Here is a 16,377-nt window from a genome sequence, read left to right on the forward strand (position 1 = left end):
CTGGTTCTTAGTGATCCAGCCGTTCTATTATCCGGTCATGCACACGGACAATAACAGTTGCAAGTTGTGCCCGTGTAAGGGTGCTCTGTGGTTGTAACAGTTTATCCGGCGTACCTTGGAATATACCAAGCTGAATGGCCGTTGCCATGACTGCCCGGTTATTTGGTGTCAGCTGGACCTGATCCTTAAAATCTTCCAGCCATGATTCAACCTCTGCTTCCGGCAGTTTCGTATCCACTCCAGACAAGTTCAACGCACGAACGAGCACCATTGCCATGTCCTCACGTGACATTGGGGCATTTGGCAGGTACTGCCCTTCTTCCATCAGCCCATATTCCTTGGAGGCTCGCAAAATTGGATCAAACCATTTCTCGTTTGCCGCCACTCCCCCCGGCTCAATTCCTAACGCATTCAATGCAGCCATCAACGTTTGGGCTGATGTTGTCGTTCCCTGGGGTTGCATGCGGCGTTCCGATACGCCATTGATCAACAGCAAGCTGTTGGCTTTAGCTATATCTTTGGCATACCAGGCTGAAGGCTTAACATCAACAAATTCGCGGAGCGAGTGAATCGCAATGTACGTTCCTCCTTGGTTTAGCAGTACTTTCCATACCTTGTTTCCGTTAGTGTCTTTGGTCAACACGCCAGGCACCGGCGTAAGTTGTCCTCCTTCCCCAACGTATGCGATTGTTGTGGAGTTTGCAGCTACGACATCGTTAACAGGCAGCGCTGCAATGACATACGTGTTCTGCTTATCTTTGATGGATACATTCCATGGATCGCCGATAACCCGGATGCCAGATGAACGGATACTTGCTGCCTTAGCTTGATCATCAACATCCCCCGCTTGCACGGTCACGACAGCAGAAACATTGCCCTCCGAATCCGTTTCGCCTTCAGTCTCAGACCCGGATGCTGGTGGCTTAACAGGAGTTCCAACACTACCTGATCCAGGCGGGCTTGGCGAATCAGGATTCGTTCCTGGATTTGTGCCTGGACTTCCTGGATTTGTTCCCGGCTCTTTCAACGTAAATGACAAACTGTCAATCCGAAGATCCGGTTCATGAAACACCAGATACAGATCATGTACACCGCTCACGGCAGCAGAAATATCCGCCTCTACGTCAACGTACCCTAATTCCTTGACCGTTACGTTAGCATTACTAATCTTGTAGGAGACAGGTTCTGTCATCGGTACGTTCCATACAGCAATCGGTGCGGTATCGAGCGCATCCGCATGTAACGAGATCGTGCCACCCTGCACATTAGATGCGACAGTTGCCTTAACCTTCTGCGCACCTGTCAGGTCAGCCTTAGGCAACGCGATCCACGATCCATTTTGTTTGGAACGAACTGCATAATAACCTCCAACAATCGCTTTGGCTTTTAATTGGGCTGCCGTGCGTTCCTTGGACACTTCGTGGTAAACGACTTCATTTGAAGCAAACGCATGATCAAATACATTTATGGGTTGGGTAAGGGGTAAGGTCGCAATCGACTTCCCACCAATGCTTAATGCCTTCGATACTTGCACGTCTGCATCCGCTGCCGAGGTCCCAATCATGAATTCATAACTGCCCTGTTCAACGATCCATTCACTCCGATTCACATCCCATAATGCCAGCGTTTGTGGATCAACTTGCAACAGGACTTCTTTTGTTTCACCCGGAGTGAGATGAATCTTCTCAAATGAAACCAGCTTCTTTTTAGGCGCATGTGCGCCGTATGCAGAGTTGCTGTTACGGGTGTACAGCTGCACAACCTCGGAAGTGGCTACGTCTCCTGTATTGGTTACGCGGACCGACACCGTGAATGGTTCATTCCCCGTTACAGAAGACGATACGGTCAGGGAATCGTACGTAAAATCAGCATATGATAACCCGTAACCAAACGGATAGGTCACTGTGGCATCTGTATACATATAAGTCAACTCAGATTCAATGGGGTCTGCATTCGTCATATCAACCGTAAATCGGGGGTCGATGTCGTCAAGACCAGTAGAATTCCCTTCTGGTACGACATAAGAACTAATAGATGGAAAAGCATCCATGCCTGCATACCATGTGGACGTCAGGCGGCCTGTCGGCGCGTAATCTCCGTACAATACCTGGGCCAGAGCATACGAATCGTATTGACCGCCATATGGCTGGTAAACGATCGCCGAGACGTTAGGGTTGTTCTGAATGCGCTCCATGTTTACAGGGAAGCTCGATTTAACCACGACAACGGTTTTCTTACCCTGGGTTGCAAAGGCAGCAGATACTTTGTCGACCAGTTCATAATCAGACTCGCCCATATCGAGGGTAGACCGGTCGTTACCTTCTCCTGCGCTATGTCGTGGAATTGCGCCGACAAAGACGATGGCATAATCGTCTTCTGTGGCTCTTGCTGCTGCCTCTTCGCCCACGCTCTTCACAACAGTCTTCTCAAACTTCGCCTCGTCCGGGCGATTTGCAGCATTATCTTTGCTTCCCAGTGGAGATGATGCTGTCACGAGCTTACCAGCATCATCTACCTTGATAAAGCGTCCGTTAGCATAATACCAATTTGTAAAGTCACCAGAGAATCCTGTACGGTACCCATTGGTAACAATAGACATTGAGCCATCCTCGTTCGTTTCCATTCGTAATGTTGGGGGTATGGCACTCGTATCACCCATCATCTCAGGAAGGTTCCAATCATTGTTCGTCAGATTGAGGCTGGTACGATCCGTATTGCCAACTGCTGCATGATTTGTCGCAGGGGAAGTCACCCAACGCTGGTTATACAGCGATAATAAACTTGAACCCGCCTGACCCCAATCGTACACTCGGAACAAGTGGGAGAAACTGGCCTCACCTGGGGCATCCGAAGTTGTGATGAGCTGCGCTCCCTCCGTGCCTGCATTTGGACTATACACGTCCGCTGTGACCGTTTGTTGATTCGCTTTAGAGGTTAGTGCAATGACTTCATTTCCTGGGGCATAGTTTACGTTACTGCTGCCATTCATTTTAATGATTGAGAGCAGTGGAGATTCACCGGCGTTTTCCACCGTAGGTGTCGCGCCAACTGAATACGTTGTCTTGAAGCGTGCGTCGGCATACACCCCAGAAACAGCAGCGTCATTTCCTTTTTCCAGCGGAAGTGTGCCGTCATTTTTCAACAAAACAACGCTCTCCTGTGCCGCTTGAAGTGCTATTTCCTGATGGTTCACTTGGTTATAATCGGAAGGCGGAGACGTCCTGACATCCCTTGCTTCCTGGGCAAAAGGATAGTTTTTCGGTATGCCCTGCTCATCAGTTTCATTAAAAATCCCCAAACGTACCAGCTGGTTTACATGTGGTCTGGCTGCTTCTATAAGTTCTTCCTCGGTGATTCCATATTCCCCTTGCTCTACGAGCGCCACCAGATCGGTCACATCCGTAGGTGTCGTCCCTGACGGCCGACCCGCATTCGCCTGAGCAAGCGCCATGAGAACGGTTGCATGACCGCGGTCCACGGCATAGCGGTCGTCATATCCATTTCCGAGTTGGTTCGCGTTGGATACAATTGCATCTCCATTGAAATCGGGCGAGCTGTATACGCCATATTTGGCGTCCAAATTGGCTAATAATTGTAGCGGGGAAAGGATGTTTGGAATGCCGTTAGTCCGGCCATAAGATGTCATTGTGCCTGCCAGCGCACCTGATTCAAATCCAGGGAGCGCAGCTCTGGTTTGGTACTCAAACAATGAACGCGCGCTTGCACTGTTATTCGCTGTCTGCCTGAACCACTGCGCGTTATATACGGAGTAATGCTTTGTCCCCACCGCAGCCCTCATCCAGAATCCATCTTCGCTGGTGGACTGATCAATTCCGCTAAGACCCGAAGCCATCTTGTCGATCAAGACTCCGGCCATATTGGGATCTTCAGAGAACCCTTCATCGAAGCGACCGCTAAGCGGATTGATACGCATATCACTGACCACACTGAACGCCACGCTGAGGGAAGGATCATTGCCCCCATGAATGTTGGATTCGCCCTGCTTGACCTTTAATTTGCTGATTTTCTCGTTCCCCATCACTTCACCGATATCGGACAAAAGTTCTTTGTTCCAGCTCTGTCCCATGCCAATCAGAGCAGGAAAATCGGTCGAGACACCCTGAACATTATCTGCAGCAGATAACGCACCGGGAATGACCTTGTCCGCATGTTTCCCCTGCTTCAATGTGTAATGGTTTCGCGAACCCGTCACATAAACGGCTGGACCTTCGAGGCCAGTGTATTCGAAATAGGTGTCTACGTATGCATCCAGATGCGCTGGCACGCCATCAAATAATGGCATCCCGTCAAAGACACCTCCCTGCTGAGTTTGGAACTTTAAAGTACTTGTCGTAGATGCTGATAGTGGCGTGGCTCCCCAGGACCCCCATGTCAGACTGACCACGGTGATGACCGCAATCACTTTGCCGCTAATCTTCTGCTTGAAACCTCTAGTCAATGTTACCCCTCCTTTATTTGTAATCGCTTACAATTTGGTACTCACTCATTATAGTTGGAGGAATGGTACATTTTGTTTATGGGTTGAGGTACAGTATTTTTAGATATTACGGTTATGTATCGTTAAAGGATAAATTTGGATTCATATTAAATATAAGCCTCATACTCCACCCATCACTGTACTAAGATGCTTGATTTAACCAACATAACTACTCACTGAAAACTTTGTTTCCGTGGTAACACAAGCCAGGTCATGGGTCATTTCGATAACTACAACGAATATCAACCAAGTAATACCACAAGGCTTGTCCCAAGTTATAACAATCAAAAAGGCGTTCCATAAGTCATCTTCCTGACTTATGGAACGCCCCACCCACTAAAATTACTTCATAAACATTCGATGTAATTTGGTTTTGTAAAATAAATCAATTTACACAACAACGGAGAGGACAGAAATAACCTAAAGAAGCGAAGCGTGCGCTGTTATCCCCGGATTTTACCCTTGGAAAGGGTCAATCAGAAAATCCGGGGATAACAGCGCTCGGAAGGTTATTCTGTCATCGTAGTGCCCTCGTGTAAACGAATGTTTTTTTCCACCCACATTACATCGAATCCCTACCTAAACATCCCCCACAGCTTAATCAAATGAAACGTATTGTTTGGATCAATCTTCTGCGCGAGCACAAACGCAACAAACTGCTCCTCCTGCGCCGGAGAGAAATTCTCATTCATAATGACAGCGGAAGACTTGACCAACCTTCTGACCTTGGCCTTATCTTGCAGATCAGACTTGGTCACGCCATCAATCAACTTTTTGATACGCTCTTTGACAGCGGGATTTTTCATCTTTAATTTGATCCGCTCCACCAGCTGCGGACTAATTCCATATTGTTGATAACCCAAAACACATAGCACCTCCCAAAAGAATGAACTCACTTCTTATTCATATGTCGGGAGGGCTTGTACACTTGTCTTTTTTTACAAAGGTAATACGAAAAACCAGCTATCAAGGCAAGCTTTAGTCAATCAGATCACCCTTGAATACTTGCTGTTGCTGTAGGAAATCACGCAGAGGTGCATAGTCAATGGAGGTCCAGAAAGTCGCATCCTCAATTAAGTGGGTCACGTCATCTCTGGCCTGTTCCAGCACAGCAAAATCGGCAACCATGTCGGCAAGACGGAACTCGGGTAATCCGCTCTGTTTGGTACCAAAGAAATCACCCGGACCCCGGAGATCCAGGTCACGCCGGGATACCTCGAATCCATCCTCCGTTTCCGTCATGACCTTCATGCGTTCCTGTCCAACCTCCGTCTTTGGATCAGCAATGAGTACACAATAGGAAGCATGCGCACCACGACCGACCCGACCACGAAGCTGATGCAGCTGGGAGAGACCGAAGCGGTCCGCGTCCATAATGACCATCAACGTTGCATTTGGCACATCGACCCCGACCTCGACAACGGTGGTGGAGACAAGCAACTGAATATCATTGCTGTAGAAGTCGCGCATCATCTCTTCTTTCTCCGCAGCCGTCATCCGTCCATGCAGCAGACCTACACGATATTTCGGAAAGTTCTGCTGCATCTGCACATGCAGATCAATGGCATTCTGCACATCCAGCTTCTCCGACTCTTCAATGAGTGGACAGATCAGATAGGCCTGACGGCCCTGATCCACTTCTCTGGAGATAAACCCGAGCACCCGCTCCATCATATCGTGTTTAACCCAATACGTGGAGATTGGAATCCGTCCTTTCGGACGCTCCGAGATCGTGGATACTTCAATATCCCCAAAAGCAGTAATCGCAAGTGTCCGTGGAATTGGCGTTGCCGTCATCGTTAAAACATCCGGGTTATATCCTTTGCGTCGTAAAACGCTGCGCTGATTCACCCCGAAGCGATGCTGCTCGTCCGTCACCACAAGACCCAGATCACGGAAGAAAACATCTTCCTGAATCAGGGCGTGTGTACCCACCACGATATCAATCATGCCCATTTGCAATGAGGCGATCAGATCTTTGCGTTTGCGTCCATTTACACTGCCCGTTAACAGCCCTACGGTTACCCCAAACGGTTCAAACAGCTTTTGCAGTGAGCGCATATGCTGCTCCGCCAGAATCTCTGTAGGCACCATCAGAGCCCCTTGGAACCCAGATCGAACAGTCGTGTATAGCGCAATTGCCGCAATAACCGTTTTACCCGATCCGACATCACCCTGCAATAACCGATTCATTGCATAGGGCGAACGCATATCATGCAAAATTTCAAGCTCCACCTTTTTCTGAGCATCTGTCAGTTCAAAAGGTAAACTGCGTACAAACTCACGAATCGTCGTATTATCCGTGGTATGCACTACACCATCCATGCGATTTCGGTTGAGTGCGCGGTACGCCTGCATTTTCAACTGGAACAGAAACAGCTCTTCATACACCATCCGCTGTCTGGCCTGTTGACCTTCTCGGTTGTCCTGTGGACGATGAATTCCAGCAATCGCTTGTTTACGAGGCATCAAGCTGTATTTCTTCATCAAGGACTGAGGCAGAATCTCAGGAATCATATCTCCGAATTGAATTAATCCCTGATTGATCGTCTTCCGCATCCATTGTTGTGTCAGTTTGCCGGTTACCGAATATACAGGTTGCAATGTACCTGAACGCCCATCGCCTTTATCAGGGAACTCCGAGTCAGTCACGGTCATCTGCATGCGTTTTTGTTCCCATTTTCCCGTAATCACAATCTCCCGATTGGGGGTAAGTTGTTCTTTGAGGAAATGGCGATTGAACCAGGTGGCTGTAATCATCCACTCTTCCGTCATGATCTTACAGGTAAGACGGGACTTTTTACCGTATCGTTGTAATACAGGAATACCCATCACCTGTCCCTGGACCGTAATCTTGTCCCCATCCTTCACTTCACTAAGTGAACGCAGACGATAATCCTCGTAACGGAACGGATAATATTCAAGCAGGTCTTTAACAGTAGAGATGCCAAAGGCGTGAAGCTCTCCCTCTTTGAGAGCACTCACGCCGTTAATTTGCTTAACTGATATTTCTTCCAATTTCATGTCTAATCCCTCATTCCGGAACAGGCCACATAAAGATCGCAATGACACCAGGTCCAACATGACTGCCTATTACGGCTCCAATATTGGTATAGATCACTTCATTCAGTGTAAAATGACCCCGCAGCTGCTCTGCACAAGCGATCGCTGATCCCGGGTCAGCGGTATGACCTACCGCCAGGTTAACCCGTTTGCCTGCAAGATCCTTCTGGAACAGCTCTATAATGCGTGCCATTGCTTTTTTATGACCTCTGACTTTCTCAACTGCGTAGATAACGCCTTCTTCATCAATAGACAGGATCGGCTTAATGTTAAGCAACGTTCCCAAGATGGCTGAAGCTTTGCCAATCCGACCGCCCTTTTGCAGATACTCCAGAGTATCTACAAGAAAGAACAACTTGCGAGATTTTTGCATCCCTTCAATAGCCGCAGCGATTTCGACTGCTGACTTGCCCTGTTCGGCAAGTTCAGCAGCCTGTACCACCATTAGACCATATCCATAAGATGCTGACTTCGAATCCAGCACGGTGATGTCACCCTCACGCTCCAGCAAAGACTTGCCAAGCATGGCCGATTGATATGTACCACTCATGCCGGATGACAGGTGGATCGATACAATCGGACGTTCCGGGTTCTCATCAAGAAGTGATTGGTACACATTCATGAAATCGGTTGGAGATGGCTGTGAAGTTGTTGGCAACACAGATACCTTCTTCAACTTTTCGTAGAACTGTTCCGAAGTCAGATCAACGCCATCTGCATAGGTCTCTTCACCGAACAGAACACGTAGCGGAACAATATGAATCCCGTATTTGCGAATGAGTTCTTCGGGAATATCTGCCGTACTGTCTGTTACTATCGTAACCTTGTGGCTCATGACTCTCCTCCTCTTCGCTAGAGTGCTATTAGGACTCTACGGAGAACAAATAATAATACACAGGCTGTCCTCCAAGATGTACCTCTACCTCAGCATCAGGATACTGTACTTCAAGCCATGCAGCGAGGGCAGCAGTAACCTCAGGGTCAGCTTCTTCCCCTTCAAGGATCGTCACCACTTCATCTCCACTCTCCATCATCTGTTTGAGCAGACCTTCACATGCTTGAAGCATAGTTTCATCCGTCGCTACAATTTTGGAGTTATGAATACCGATATAGTGCCCCGCCTTGATATCCAATTCATCATATTGCGTATCACGAACCGCATGAGTCACTTGACCGGACTGTACCCGGCTGATGGCCTCCAACATTTGGTCACGGTTTGTTTCCGCAGACTCATCTTCCTGGAAAGCAAAAGCAGCAGCCATTCCCTGTGGAATGGTCTTGCTTGGAATAACCGTAATCCGGCGCTCATCTTCAAGCAATTCACGAGCCTGCTCCGCAGCCAGTACAATATTCGAGTTATTCGGGAGTATAAATACCTGCTCCGCAGCAATGGAACGAACGGCTTTTACAAAATCCTCAGTACTCGGATTCATTGTCTGTCCACCGGACAGAACAACATCAACGCCAAGACTTTGGAAAATCTCTGCAATACCGTCACCGGAGGATACCGCAATAAAACCATACGGTGCCATCTCATCTGCAGGAAGCACAGCCTCTTCCATACTGCGCGCTGCCTCAGGTGGAATCTCTGCAAACAATTCAGGTGATGGAGCAATGTCCATGCCTGCTGTGAGGAGATCCCGATGCTGTTCACGCATATTGAGAATATGAATCTGTGTAATCTCACCATAATGCAGCGCCAAGTTTAATACATCGCCTGGTGTCTTGGAATGGACATGAACTTTGATGACTTCATCATCGGCAATGATGATGATCGAATCCCCATTAACTGACAACGCTTTCCGGAATGCTTCGTCATCAAATGCCACTCCTGCGTTCTCTCCAAGCTCACGATTAATGAAGAATTCCATATCATACAGGAATTCAATATCTTCCGTTTCCAGTCTCGCCTGAGCAGACAATGGCATCTCCGGTGCAATCACCTGCTGCTGTGCAGGCTTCTTGATATCCACTTCTGTCGGTGCAGCCGGTTTCAAAGCAGATGCTGCCACGGATGGGGTTACTTCTTTGTTCAGCGAAGTACGACTCCCTCCGTCACTTTGCAGCAATACTTCCATAAAGCCCTCGTAGATATATACAAGCCCCTGACCACCTGAATCCACAACACCAACCTGTTTCAGTACAGGCAGTAATTCCGGAGTCATTGCCAGCGCTTCTTTTGCTTTTAACAAAACTTCATTCATTAATTCAGTAATATCATTCGTCCGTCTTGCGTAGTAGTTGGCATGTTTCGCCGCTTCCTTGGCTACGGTAAGAATGGTCCCTTCAACGGGCTTTACGACTGCTTTGTAAGCTGCGTCAACACCGTTCTGCAGGGCTGCTGCAAATTGGAGCGTATTCAGTTCCTCATAGGGAGCAGCTGAACGACTAAAACCACGGAACAATTGCGACAGAATAACTCCTGAATTCCCCCGTGCGCCCATAAGCAGGCCTTTCGATAGAATACCGGCAGCTTCGCCGATGGAGGCAGAACTTTTTCTTTTAATCTCTGCGACTCCTGCACTCATTGTCAAATTCATGTTCGTTCCCGTGTCACCATCCGGCACAGGGAAAACATTCAGGGAATTGACGTGCTCTGCATGCTGTCCAAGTTGTTCCGCTCCGGCAAGTACCATTGCGGTGAAATCTGTTCCATTTAAAGAACGTATACTCAAGTGAGAATTCCCCTTCCTAGCTTGATACACGAACACCTTGCACCAAGATGTGTCTGGTCTGTTCATGCGCTAACGCGGACTGCGTTATTCTTCGTCCATACCTTGTCCGGCACAGGCATACAATACAACATGTCAGCCGGATTAACGGTCTGGGCGGCCGGGCTACCAATATCCTGCACTCTCTGCACCCCTAACTTCGGGGCATACGGATATGCACCGGTATCAAGAGCCGGCATGAATGCCGCATGGAGACTGGTGCCAATGATGGAATGCCGCAGCTCACAGCGTTGCCAAAAAGCAGACCACCGACCTCTAAGTACGGTTTATTCTCCGACTTCCTCGCGGCAACAGCCTGTTCACCACTGTATTATGGACTACTCAACATTGTACTATATTAGACAGGAGAAATAAATAAAGTTTTTGGATCAGTTGACGAAGCTTTTTTAATTATGATATTATATTCAAGTATTGTTTTATGCAGGTTAAGTAATGGAAATGATCCGGTTCATGCCGGCTTAAACAACGCCATTAGCTACTGAAACCTGATCTTTATGATCAGGAAGAACAATTTAGTCCTTATGGAATGACTTTTCGTTTCTGAAGGCAACTGGTTATTTTAGGATAGGAGGTGTAATCTATGTCTCGCAAATGTTATGTGACAGGTAAGAAACCGGGCACCGGTAACCACGTATCCCACGCTAACAACCGTAACCGTCGTACTTGGGGCGTAAACGTTCAGAAGGTCCGCATTCTCGTTGACGGCAAACCAAAACGTGTATACGTAAGCACCCGTGCACTGAAAGCCGGTAAAGTGACTCGCGTATAATCACGCAAAGCTACTATAAATCGGGTAAGCAAAAAGCACCTTGTTCCTTGCAGGTGCTTTTTTGGTATTCAAAAAAGGGATTCTTGAATACGCTCATTAACATGTGAATGGCCGCCGCATGGCGCTTCGCAGGTACGAATTCCAGATAAGACTGAGCCAAAGCGGCGGTATTCCCTGTTACCTTATCAATCGGATCAGTTCTTTTGAAACGTATTAAGAATCGCCTTTACAAACCCTCCCAAAAACTTCGGCAGTTTGAATGTGTAAAATTTCATAATTCACCCTCCCCATCATGCTCATGCGTCCGCCGTATCCTATGCTTCAGGCCTTCTTTACCTCAAACACGACAAAAAAGGCTACATGAGAAACCTGCTCATGTAACCATATTTATGCGGAACCTTCGATCCCTATTCCACAATGACAAGCCCGAAGATCAGGTCATTTACGTTTGGGCAGGAATATATTGATAGGCAGCGATCATGAAAACACTCAGTAAATAATACAGTATGCCGAATATGACAAAAGTAACCCGATGTCCCGTACGATCAAATTTGCGGAAATACATAATAACAACGCCTACCCCGATTAATGACGTGATGGCATTGAACGGGGATTGAATAACCGCAAACAAAGCAAGCACAAGTCCCGTCACGAGACTCGCAGCCATCGTCCACAGTGTCTCCTTGAGGGTCATAGATCAGCCTCCGTAGCTACGGCGTATTTCAGTAATCGCGGCAGCACGATCCTCACGGCCAAATACGGCACTCCCGGCAACGAGCACATCTGCTCCAGCTTCCACCACAAGCGGGGCTGTATCGGCAGCAATTCCGCCATCTACTTCGATATGTACATCATGGCGTCCCTTTTCGTTTAACCAAGTACGAATCTGCTTGATTTTGTTCATCGTACCCGAGATGAATGCCTGTCCGCCAAAGCCAGGATTGACCGTCATGACAAGAACCATGTCCACATCATCCAGAACTTCGAGAATGGCAGATGCTGGCGTTCCTGGATTAAGGGCAACTCCTGCCTTCACTCCTTGCTCCTTAATTAGATGAATAACGCGGTGCAAATGCACACAAGCCTCAGCATGAACGGTAATTACCGCTGCACCCGCTTTGGCAAATTCCTCAACATAACGCTCCGGATTCTCAATCATCAAATGCACATCGAGCGGCAAGCTTGTATGTGGAGCGATTGCCTTCACAATCGCAGGTCCAAGCGTAATATTAGGGACGAAATGACCGTCCATAACGTCAACATGAATCCAGTCTCCTCCTGCAGCTTGAGCTTCTGCAACTTCCGCACCAAGGCGGGCAAAATCAGCTGATAATATCGATGGGGCAATTTTAATCATGTTAATACCTCCGCTTCTTATCTTTCATTTCAGTCAGGAACAGCACATAGTGCTGATATCGGCTTTCGGAGATCAGACCTTCCTCCTTGGCCGCAAGCACACGACAGCCTGGTTCATGTGTATGGGTACAACCTCGGAATTTGCACTGATCTGCAAACTGGGCGAATTCCCGGAAACAAGTGGAGAGTTCCTCCACACCGATCTCCAGAAAGTCCAGTTGGCTGAATCCCGGCGTATCCGCAACAAATCCACCATTATCCAACGGAATAAGCTCCACGTGCCTGGTGGTGTGTTTCCCTCGTCCTAGACGCATGCTGATCGCATTTGTCTCCAGCGTCAGGCCCGGCATCAATGCATTTAACATCGAAGACTTGCCTACACCGGATTGTCCGGAGAATACGCTGATCTTACCAGCCAGACGGTCTCTGAGCAATTCACTGCCTTCACCGGTACGTGAACTTGTGGAGATCACTTCATAACCAACCTGTTCATACAATGCTTTCACTTCAGCAACAGTGTCTTTGGATGGATCAGCCAAATCCAGTTTGGTCAACACAATGAGTGCATCCAACCCCGCCTGCTCGATGTGAACAAGGAACTTGTCCAACAGGTTCAGGTTCATATCCGGTTCCTTCACAGAGAACACGAGAACAGCCAAACTTACATTGGCTACAGGAGGACGGATAAGTTCCGTCTCACGCTTCCGAATTTCATCAACCGTTCCTTCTCCGTTCTCAGTCAACATGTAGCTGACGCGATCACCTACAAGCGGTGATGTTCCCCGCTTTCTGAAGATACCTCTGGCTCGACATTGAACGGCGGAACCTTCAACCGAAGGAACCCCGTTGTCTTCCACTGGCATGACATAATAGTAACCGCTTAGCGCTTTAACGATGATACCTTCTGGCATAGCTCCGACGCCCTCCTTTAGATGGTGGTACATTTACTCCAGACGCCAGCATAAGCCGCCCTTATGGACGGCTTGATGCGTTAATGACTTCCTTTTTCTTCTCTTTTTCCTTGCCGTGCCCCTTACCATTATTCATGGCAGAAGTGTCCTCATCTACGCTTTCACCCTCACCGTCTGCCGGTGTGGACTCAGGTTCACCTTCCTGATTGGAATCAACGCTTCCCTCATCAACGCTACCTTCACCTGGATCAGGCTCATTTTCTGGCGGCGTCTCAGTGCTTTGTTCCGGGTCAATGGAAGGTACGTTTACTGTTCCGTTTTTGGCTTCACTGTAGGAGACAAGATACGTATCCAGGAACTGTCCATCACGATAGACGGACACAGCCCCATTTTCATTTGGAGCGAGTACAAGTGGAATGGTCAAGATCTGGGTTGAGTTCACGGTGCGAGTTCCCCATTCCTGATTCTTGCCACGTGCATCTTCATATGTGATACGGATTTTACTGTTTTTTCCCTCTTCTTTGGGTGATACATTGATATCAAAAGGATATTGCAGCGCTTCAGGTGGATACCCTGTGCTGATAAAGATTGTAATCTTATCGCCAGGACTCACATCTGCGCCCGCTTCCACAGGCCATTGCTGCGTCACTTTGCCCTTTTCTACCGTATAACTTTGTTCTTCCTGTACCTGAGCAAGCTCAAGTCCAGCAGATTTAAGTTTTTCTTCGGCTTCACTGCGGGTAAGATTTTTCAGATCAGGCATTTTGACCGTTTCAGTGCCTTTACTTACGGTTAACTCAATCTGAACTGTCTCTGGATCAAATTCCTCATTGACACCCGGTGTCTGGGAAATAACAGAACCTGAAGCCACATCATTGGAGAAGTCATCTTTCCGCTGAATCTGATCTTCCTTAATGCCAAGTGCAGTCAACTTCTTGACAGCCTCATCATAAGTTTCTTGTTTGACATCAATCATCTTCACCAGTTCTTTTTCTGCACCAACACTGATCTGGACCTCGGAGCCTTCTTTGACAACATCGCCTTCTTTTCTGCTCTGGTCAAACACAATACCGGGTTCGACACCTTCCTGGTACAGACGGATGACCTCATCACTGACGACGAGTCCTTTCTCCTCAAGTAGTTCCCGAGCCTTTTCTTCAGTCTGGGTGATCACGTTAGGTACGGTAACTTCAGGTACAACCAACATACCCTTGACATACCATACAACACCCACCATGGCGATTAGAATAAGAACGGTTAATGAAATGAGTAGAGCTGGCTTCTTCCAGCTCTTCGATTTCGCTTTACCCTTGTCAGTTTCTTCGTCAGACTCCATCACAGGCACCGCACCCGTCGATGTAACTCCACGCGGTTCAGGCTTGATCGCTGGCATTACGCGAGTCTGGTCTATATCATCCTCATCCGGAAAATCAATCTTCGTTTCATTTCGTCTCTCCGGCATCAGGCAAGTTTCCAGATCGGTCTGCATTTCTTTGGCCGACTGATAACGTTCCTGCGGATTTTTACGCATGGATTTTAAGATGACATTTTCCACACTTTGCGGAATCAATGGATTGAATTTGCGTGGTTCATCGAACTCTTCCTGCAAATGCTTCAATGCCACACTGATTGGACTTTCACCCAGAAACGGAAGTTGCCCGGTAAGCATTTGGTAAAGTACGATCCCAAGAGAATATAAGTCCGATTTTTCACCAGTAACGATGCCTTTGGCATGCTCTGGTGAGAAGTAATGTACAGAACCAACTACGGAACCGGTCTGCGTAATCGTTGTAGATGTAACCGCACGGGCAATCCCGAAATCCGTTACTTTCACACGGCCATTCCGGCCAATTAATATATTGTGTGGTTTGATATCCCGATGAATGATTTGATTATGATGTGCATGATCAAGAGCATCTGCAATCTGGGAAGCGATTCTCACCGATTCGTCCACCTGCAGAGGGGCGCGTTCTTTAATAATTTCATTCAGGTTTTTGCCTTCCACATACTCCATGACAATATAATGAACGTCATCTTCCTGCCCCACGTCATAAATGCTGACTACATTCGGATGAGACAGCGATGCTGCCGACTGTGCTTCCCTGCGGAAACGGCGAATAAACTCTTCGTCATGCACAAACTGTTGTCTAAGAACTTTGATCGCTACATTCCGGTTCAACAGAAGATCCTGGGCTTTGTACACAAGAGCCATGCCGCCACCACCGACACGCTCAATCACTTCATAGCGTCCGCCTAGCTGGTGCCCAATCATGACTCACACCCCGTTTCCGTATCCACGGAACCTTCCCTCTGCAACTCGAACAAAGCAACCGTGATGTTGTCGTCTCCCCCAGCAAGTAAAGCCAACTGAAGCAGTCGGTCTGCACGATCTTCCAATGCCAGTTCCAGATTGCCGGCAACCTGAATAATCTGCTCATTGCTGACCAGGTTACTGAGACCATCACTGCACAGGAGAAGAACTTCGCCTTCCTCCAGCTTGACGGTATCCAGATCTACCTTCACCTCGGCATCTGTTCCAAGCGCACGAGTTAGTACGTTGCGACGTGGATGATGGGACACATCCTCTTTGCTAATCTGACCATTTTTGAACAATTCATTCACCAGTGTATGGTCCTCGGTTAGCTGGATCACAGCTTTGTTCGCAATTTTGTAGGCTCTGCTATCACCGATGTGTCCAATAACACCTTCCGTATCGTTCAATAAAGCCGCAACTACCGTTGTTCCCATGTTGTGATACTTGTCATCTGTTGATGCCGTGCGGAAGATAACTTCGTTGGCATGCAAAATAGCATCGCTGAGAGCCGCAGACAGAGACGCATGTGACAGACCTGGTTCCAGTGTTCCCAGATCTTTCACCAACGTCTCTACTGCCAAGCGGCTTGCCGTATCCCCTGCAAGATGTCCACCCATGCCATCGGCAACAATACCCAGAATATATCCTGTATCGAGATTACGAATCCAGGCTGAATCTTCATTCACCGAACGCACTCGTCCGATATGGCTCACATGAACTGTTTTGATCAAAAC

General features: G+C 48.0%; 12 protein-coding genes. 1 reads left to right on the forward strand and 11 read right to left on the reverse strand.

Annotation, left to right across the window (positions count from 1 at the left end; translation table 11 throughout):
- Nucleotides 1-7 precede the first annotated feature (7 nt).
- The 5 genes from EL84_RS26550 to EL84_RS26570 all read right to left on the reverse strand — a co-directional run bounded on the left by EL84_RS26550 (nt 8) and on the right by EL84_RS26570 (nt 10,236).
- On the reverse strand, nt 8-4,459 hold the full coding sequence (locus EL84_RS26550; RefSeq protein WP_047843676.1) for a glycoside hydrolase family 3 C-terminal domain-containing protein: 4,452 nt from the start codon (nt 4,457-4,459) through the stop codon (nt 8-10).
- 614 nt (nt 4,460-5,073) lie between these two features.
- On the reverse strand, nt 5,074-5,361 hold the full coding sequence (locus EL84_RS26555; protein WP_036614589.1) for a stage VI sporulation protein F: 288 nt from the start codon (nt 5,359-5,361) through the stop codon (nt 5,074-5,076).
- 115 nt (nt 5,362-5,476) lie between these two features.
- Nucleotides 5,477-7,522 (reverse strand): ATP-dependent DNA helicase RecG, encoded by a 2,046-nt coding sequence (recG, locus tag EL84_RS26560; protein ID WP_047843677.1) that lies wholly within the window; start codon nt 7,520-7,522, stop codon nt 5,477-5,479.
- Between the two features lie 10 nt (nt 7,523-7,532).
- Entirely contained in the window at nt 7,533-8,396 is an 864-nt protein-coding gene (locus tag EL84_RS26565) for a DegV family protein (protein ID WP_047843678.1), read from the reverse strand.
- A gap of 28 nt (nt 8,397-8,424) precedes the next feature.
- Nucleotides 8,425-10,236: a DAK2 domain-containing protein gene (locus tag EL84_RS26570; protein ID WP_047843679.1), complete on the reverse strand. Its 1,812-nt coding sequence runs from the start codon at nt 10,234-10,236 to the stop codon at nt 8,425-8,427.
- 637 nt (nt 10,237-10,873) lie between these two features.
- Here EL84_RS26570 and rpmB point away from each other — a divergent pair.
- Nucleotides 10,874-11,062, forward strand: coding sequence for a 50S ribosomal protein L28 (gene rpmB / locus EL84_RS26575; RefSeq protein WP_017687459.1), 189 nt, complete (start codon nt 10,874-10,876; stop codon nt 11,060-11,062).
- 194 nt (nt 11,063-11,256) lie between these two features.
- Here the strand turns inward: rpmB and spoVM are convergent, their stop codons facing one another.
- From spoVM to EL84_RS26605, 6 genes are all read right to left on the reverse strand, one after another.
- The gene (spoVM, locus tag EL84_RS26580) at nt 11,257-11,337 is read right to left on the reverse strand and encodes a stage V sporulation protein SpoVM (protein ID WP_019424875.1); all 81 of its coding nucleotides are present in this window, start codon (nt 11,335-11,337) and stop codon (nt 11,257-11,259) included.
- A gap of 167 nt (nt 11,338-11,504) precedes the next feature.
- The gene (locus EL84_RS26585; RefSeq protein ID WP_047843680.1) at nt 11,505-11,756 is read right to left on the reverse strand and encodes a hypothetical protein; all 252 of its coding nucleotides are present in this window, start codon (nt 11,754-11,756) and stop codon (nt 11,505-11,507) included.
- Between the two features lie 3 nt (nt 11,757-11,759).
- A complete protein-coding gene (gene rpe / locus EL84_RS26590) occupies nt 11,760-12,419 on the reverse strand; it encodes a ribulose-phosphate 3-epimerase (RefSeq protein ID WP_017687456.1) in 660 nt (219 codons plus the stop codon).
- A gap of 1 nt (nt 12,420) precedes the next feature.
- The gene (gene rsgA, locus EL84_RS26595; protein WP_047843681.1) at nt 12,421-13,329 is read right to left on the reverse strand and encodes a ribosome small subunit-dependent GTPase A; all 909 of its coding nucleotides are present in this window, start codon (nt 13,327-13,329) and stop codon (nt 12,421-12,423) included.
- A gap of 61 nt (nt 13,330-13,390) precedes the next feature.
- On the reverse strand, nt 13,391-15,601 hold the full coding sequence (gene pknB, locus EL84_RS26600; RefSeq protein ID WP_047843682.1) for a Stk1 family PASTA domain-containing Ser/Thr kinase: 2,211 nt from the start codon (nt 15,599-15,601) through the stop codon (nt 13,391-13,393).
- Nucleotides 15,598-16,374: a Stp1/IreP family PP2C-type Ser/Thr phosphatase gene (locus EL84_RS26605; RefSeq protein ID WP_036614606.1), complete on the reverse strand. Its 777-nt coding sequence runs from the start codon at nt 16,372-16,374 to the stop codon at nt 15,598-15,600. Before EL84_RS26605 ends, pknB begins: the two co-directional genes overlap by 4 nt.
- Between the last annotated feature and the right edge of the window lie 3 nt (nt 16,375-16,377).

Origin of the sequence: Paenibacillus sp. VT-400, from assembly GCF_001029205.1 — a bacterium.
In the GTDB taxonomy this organism is placed as follows: domain Bacteria; phylum Bacillota; class Bacilli; order Paenibacillales; family Paenibacillaceae; genus Paenibacillus; species Paenibacillus amylolyticus.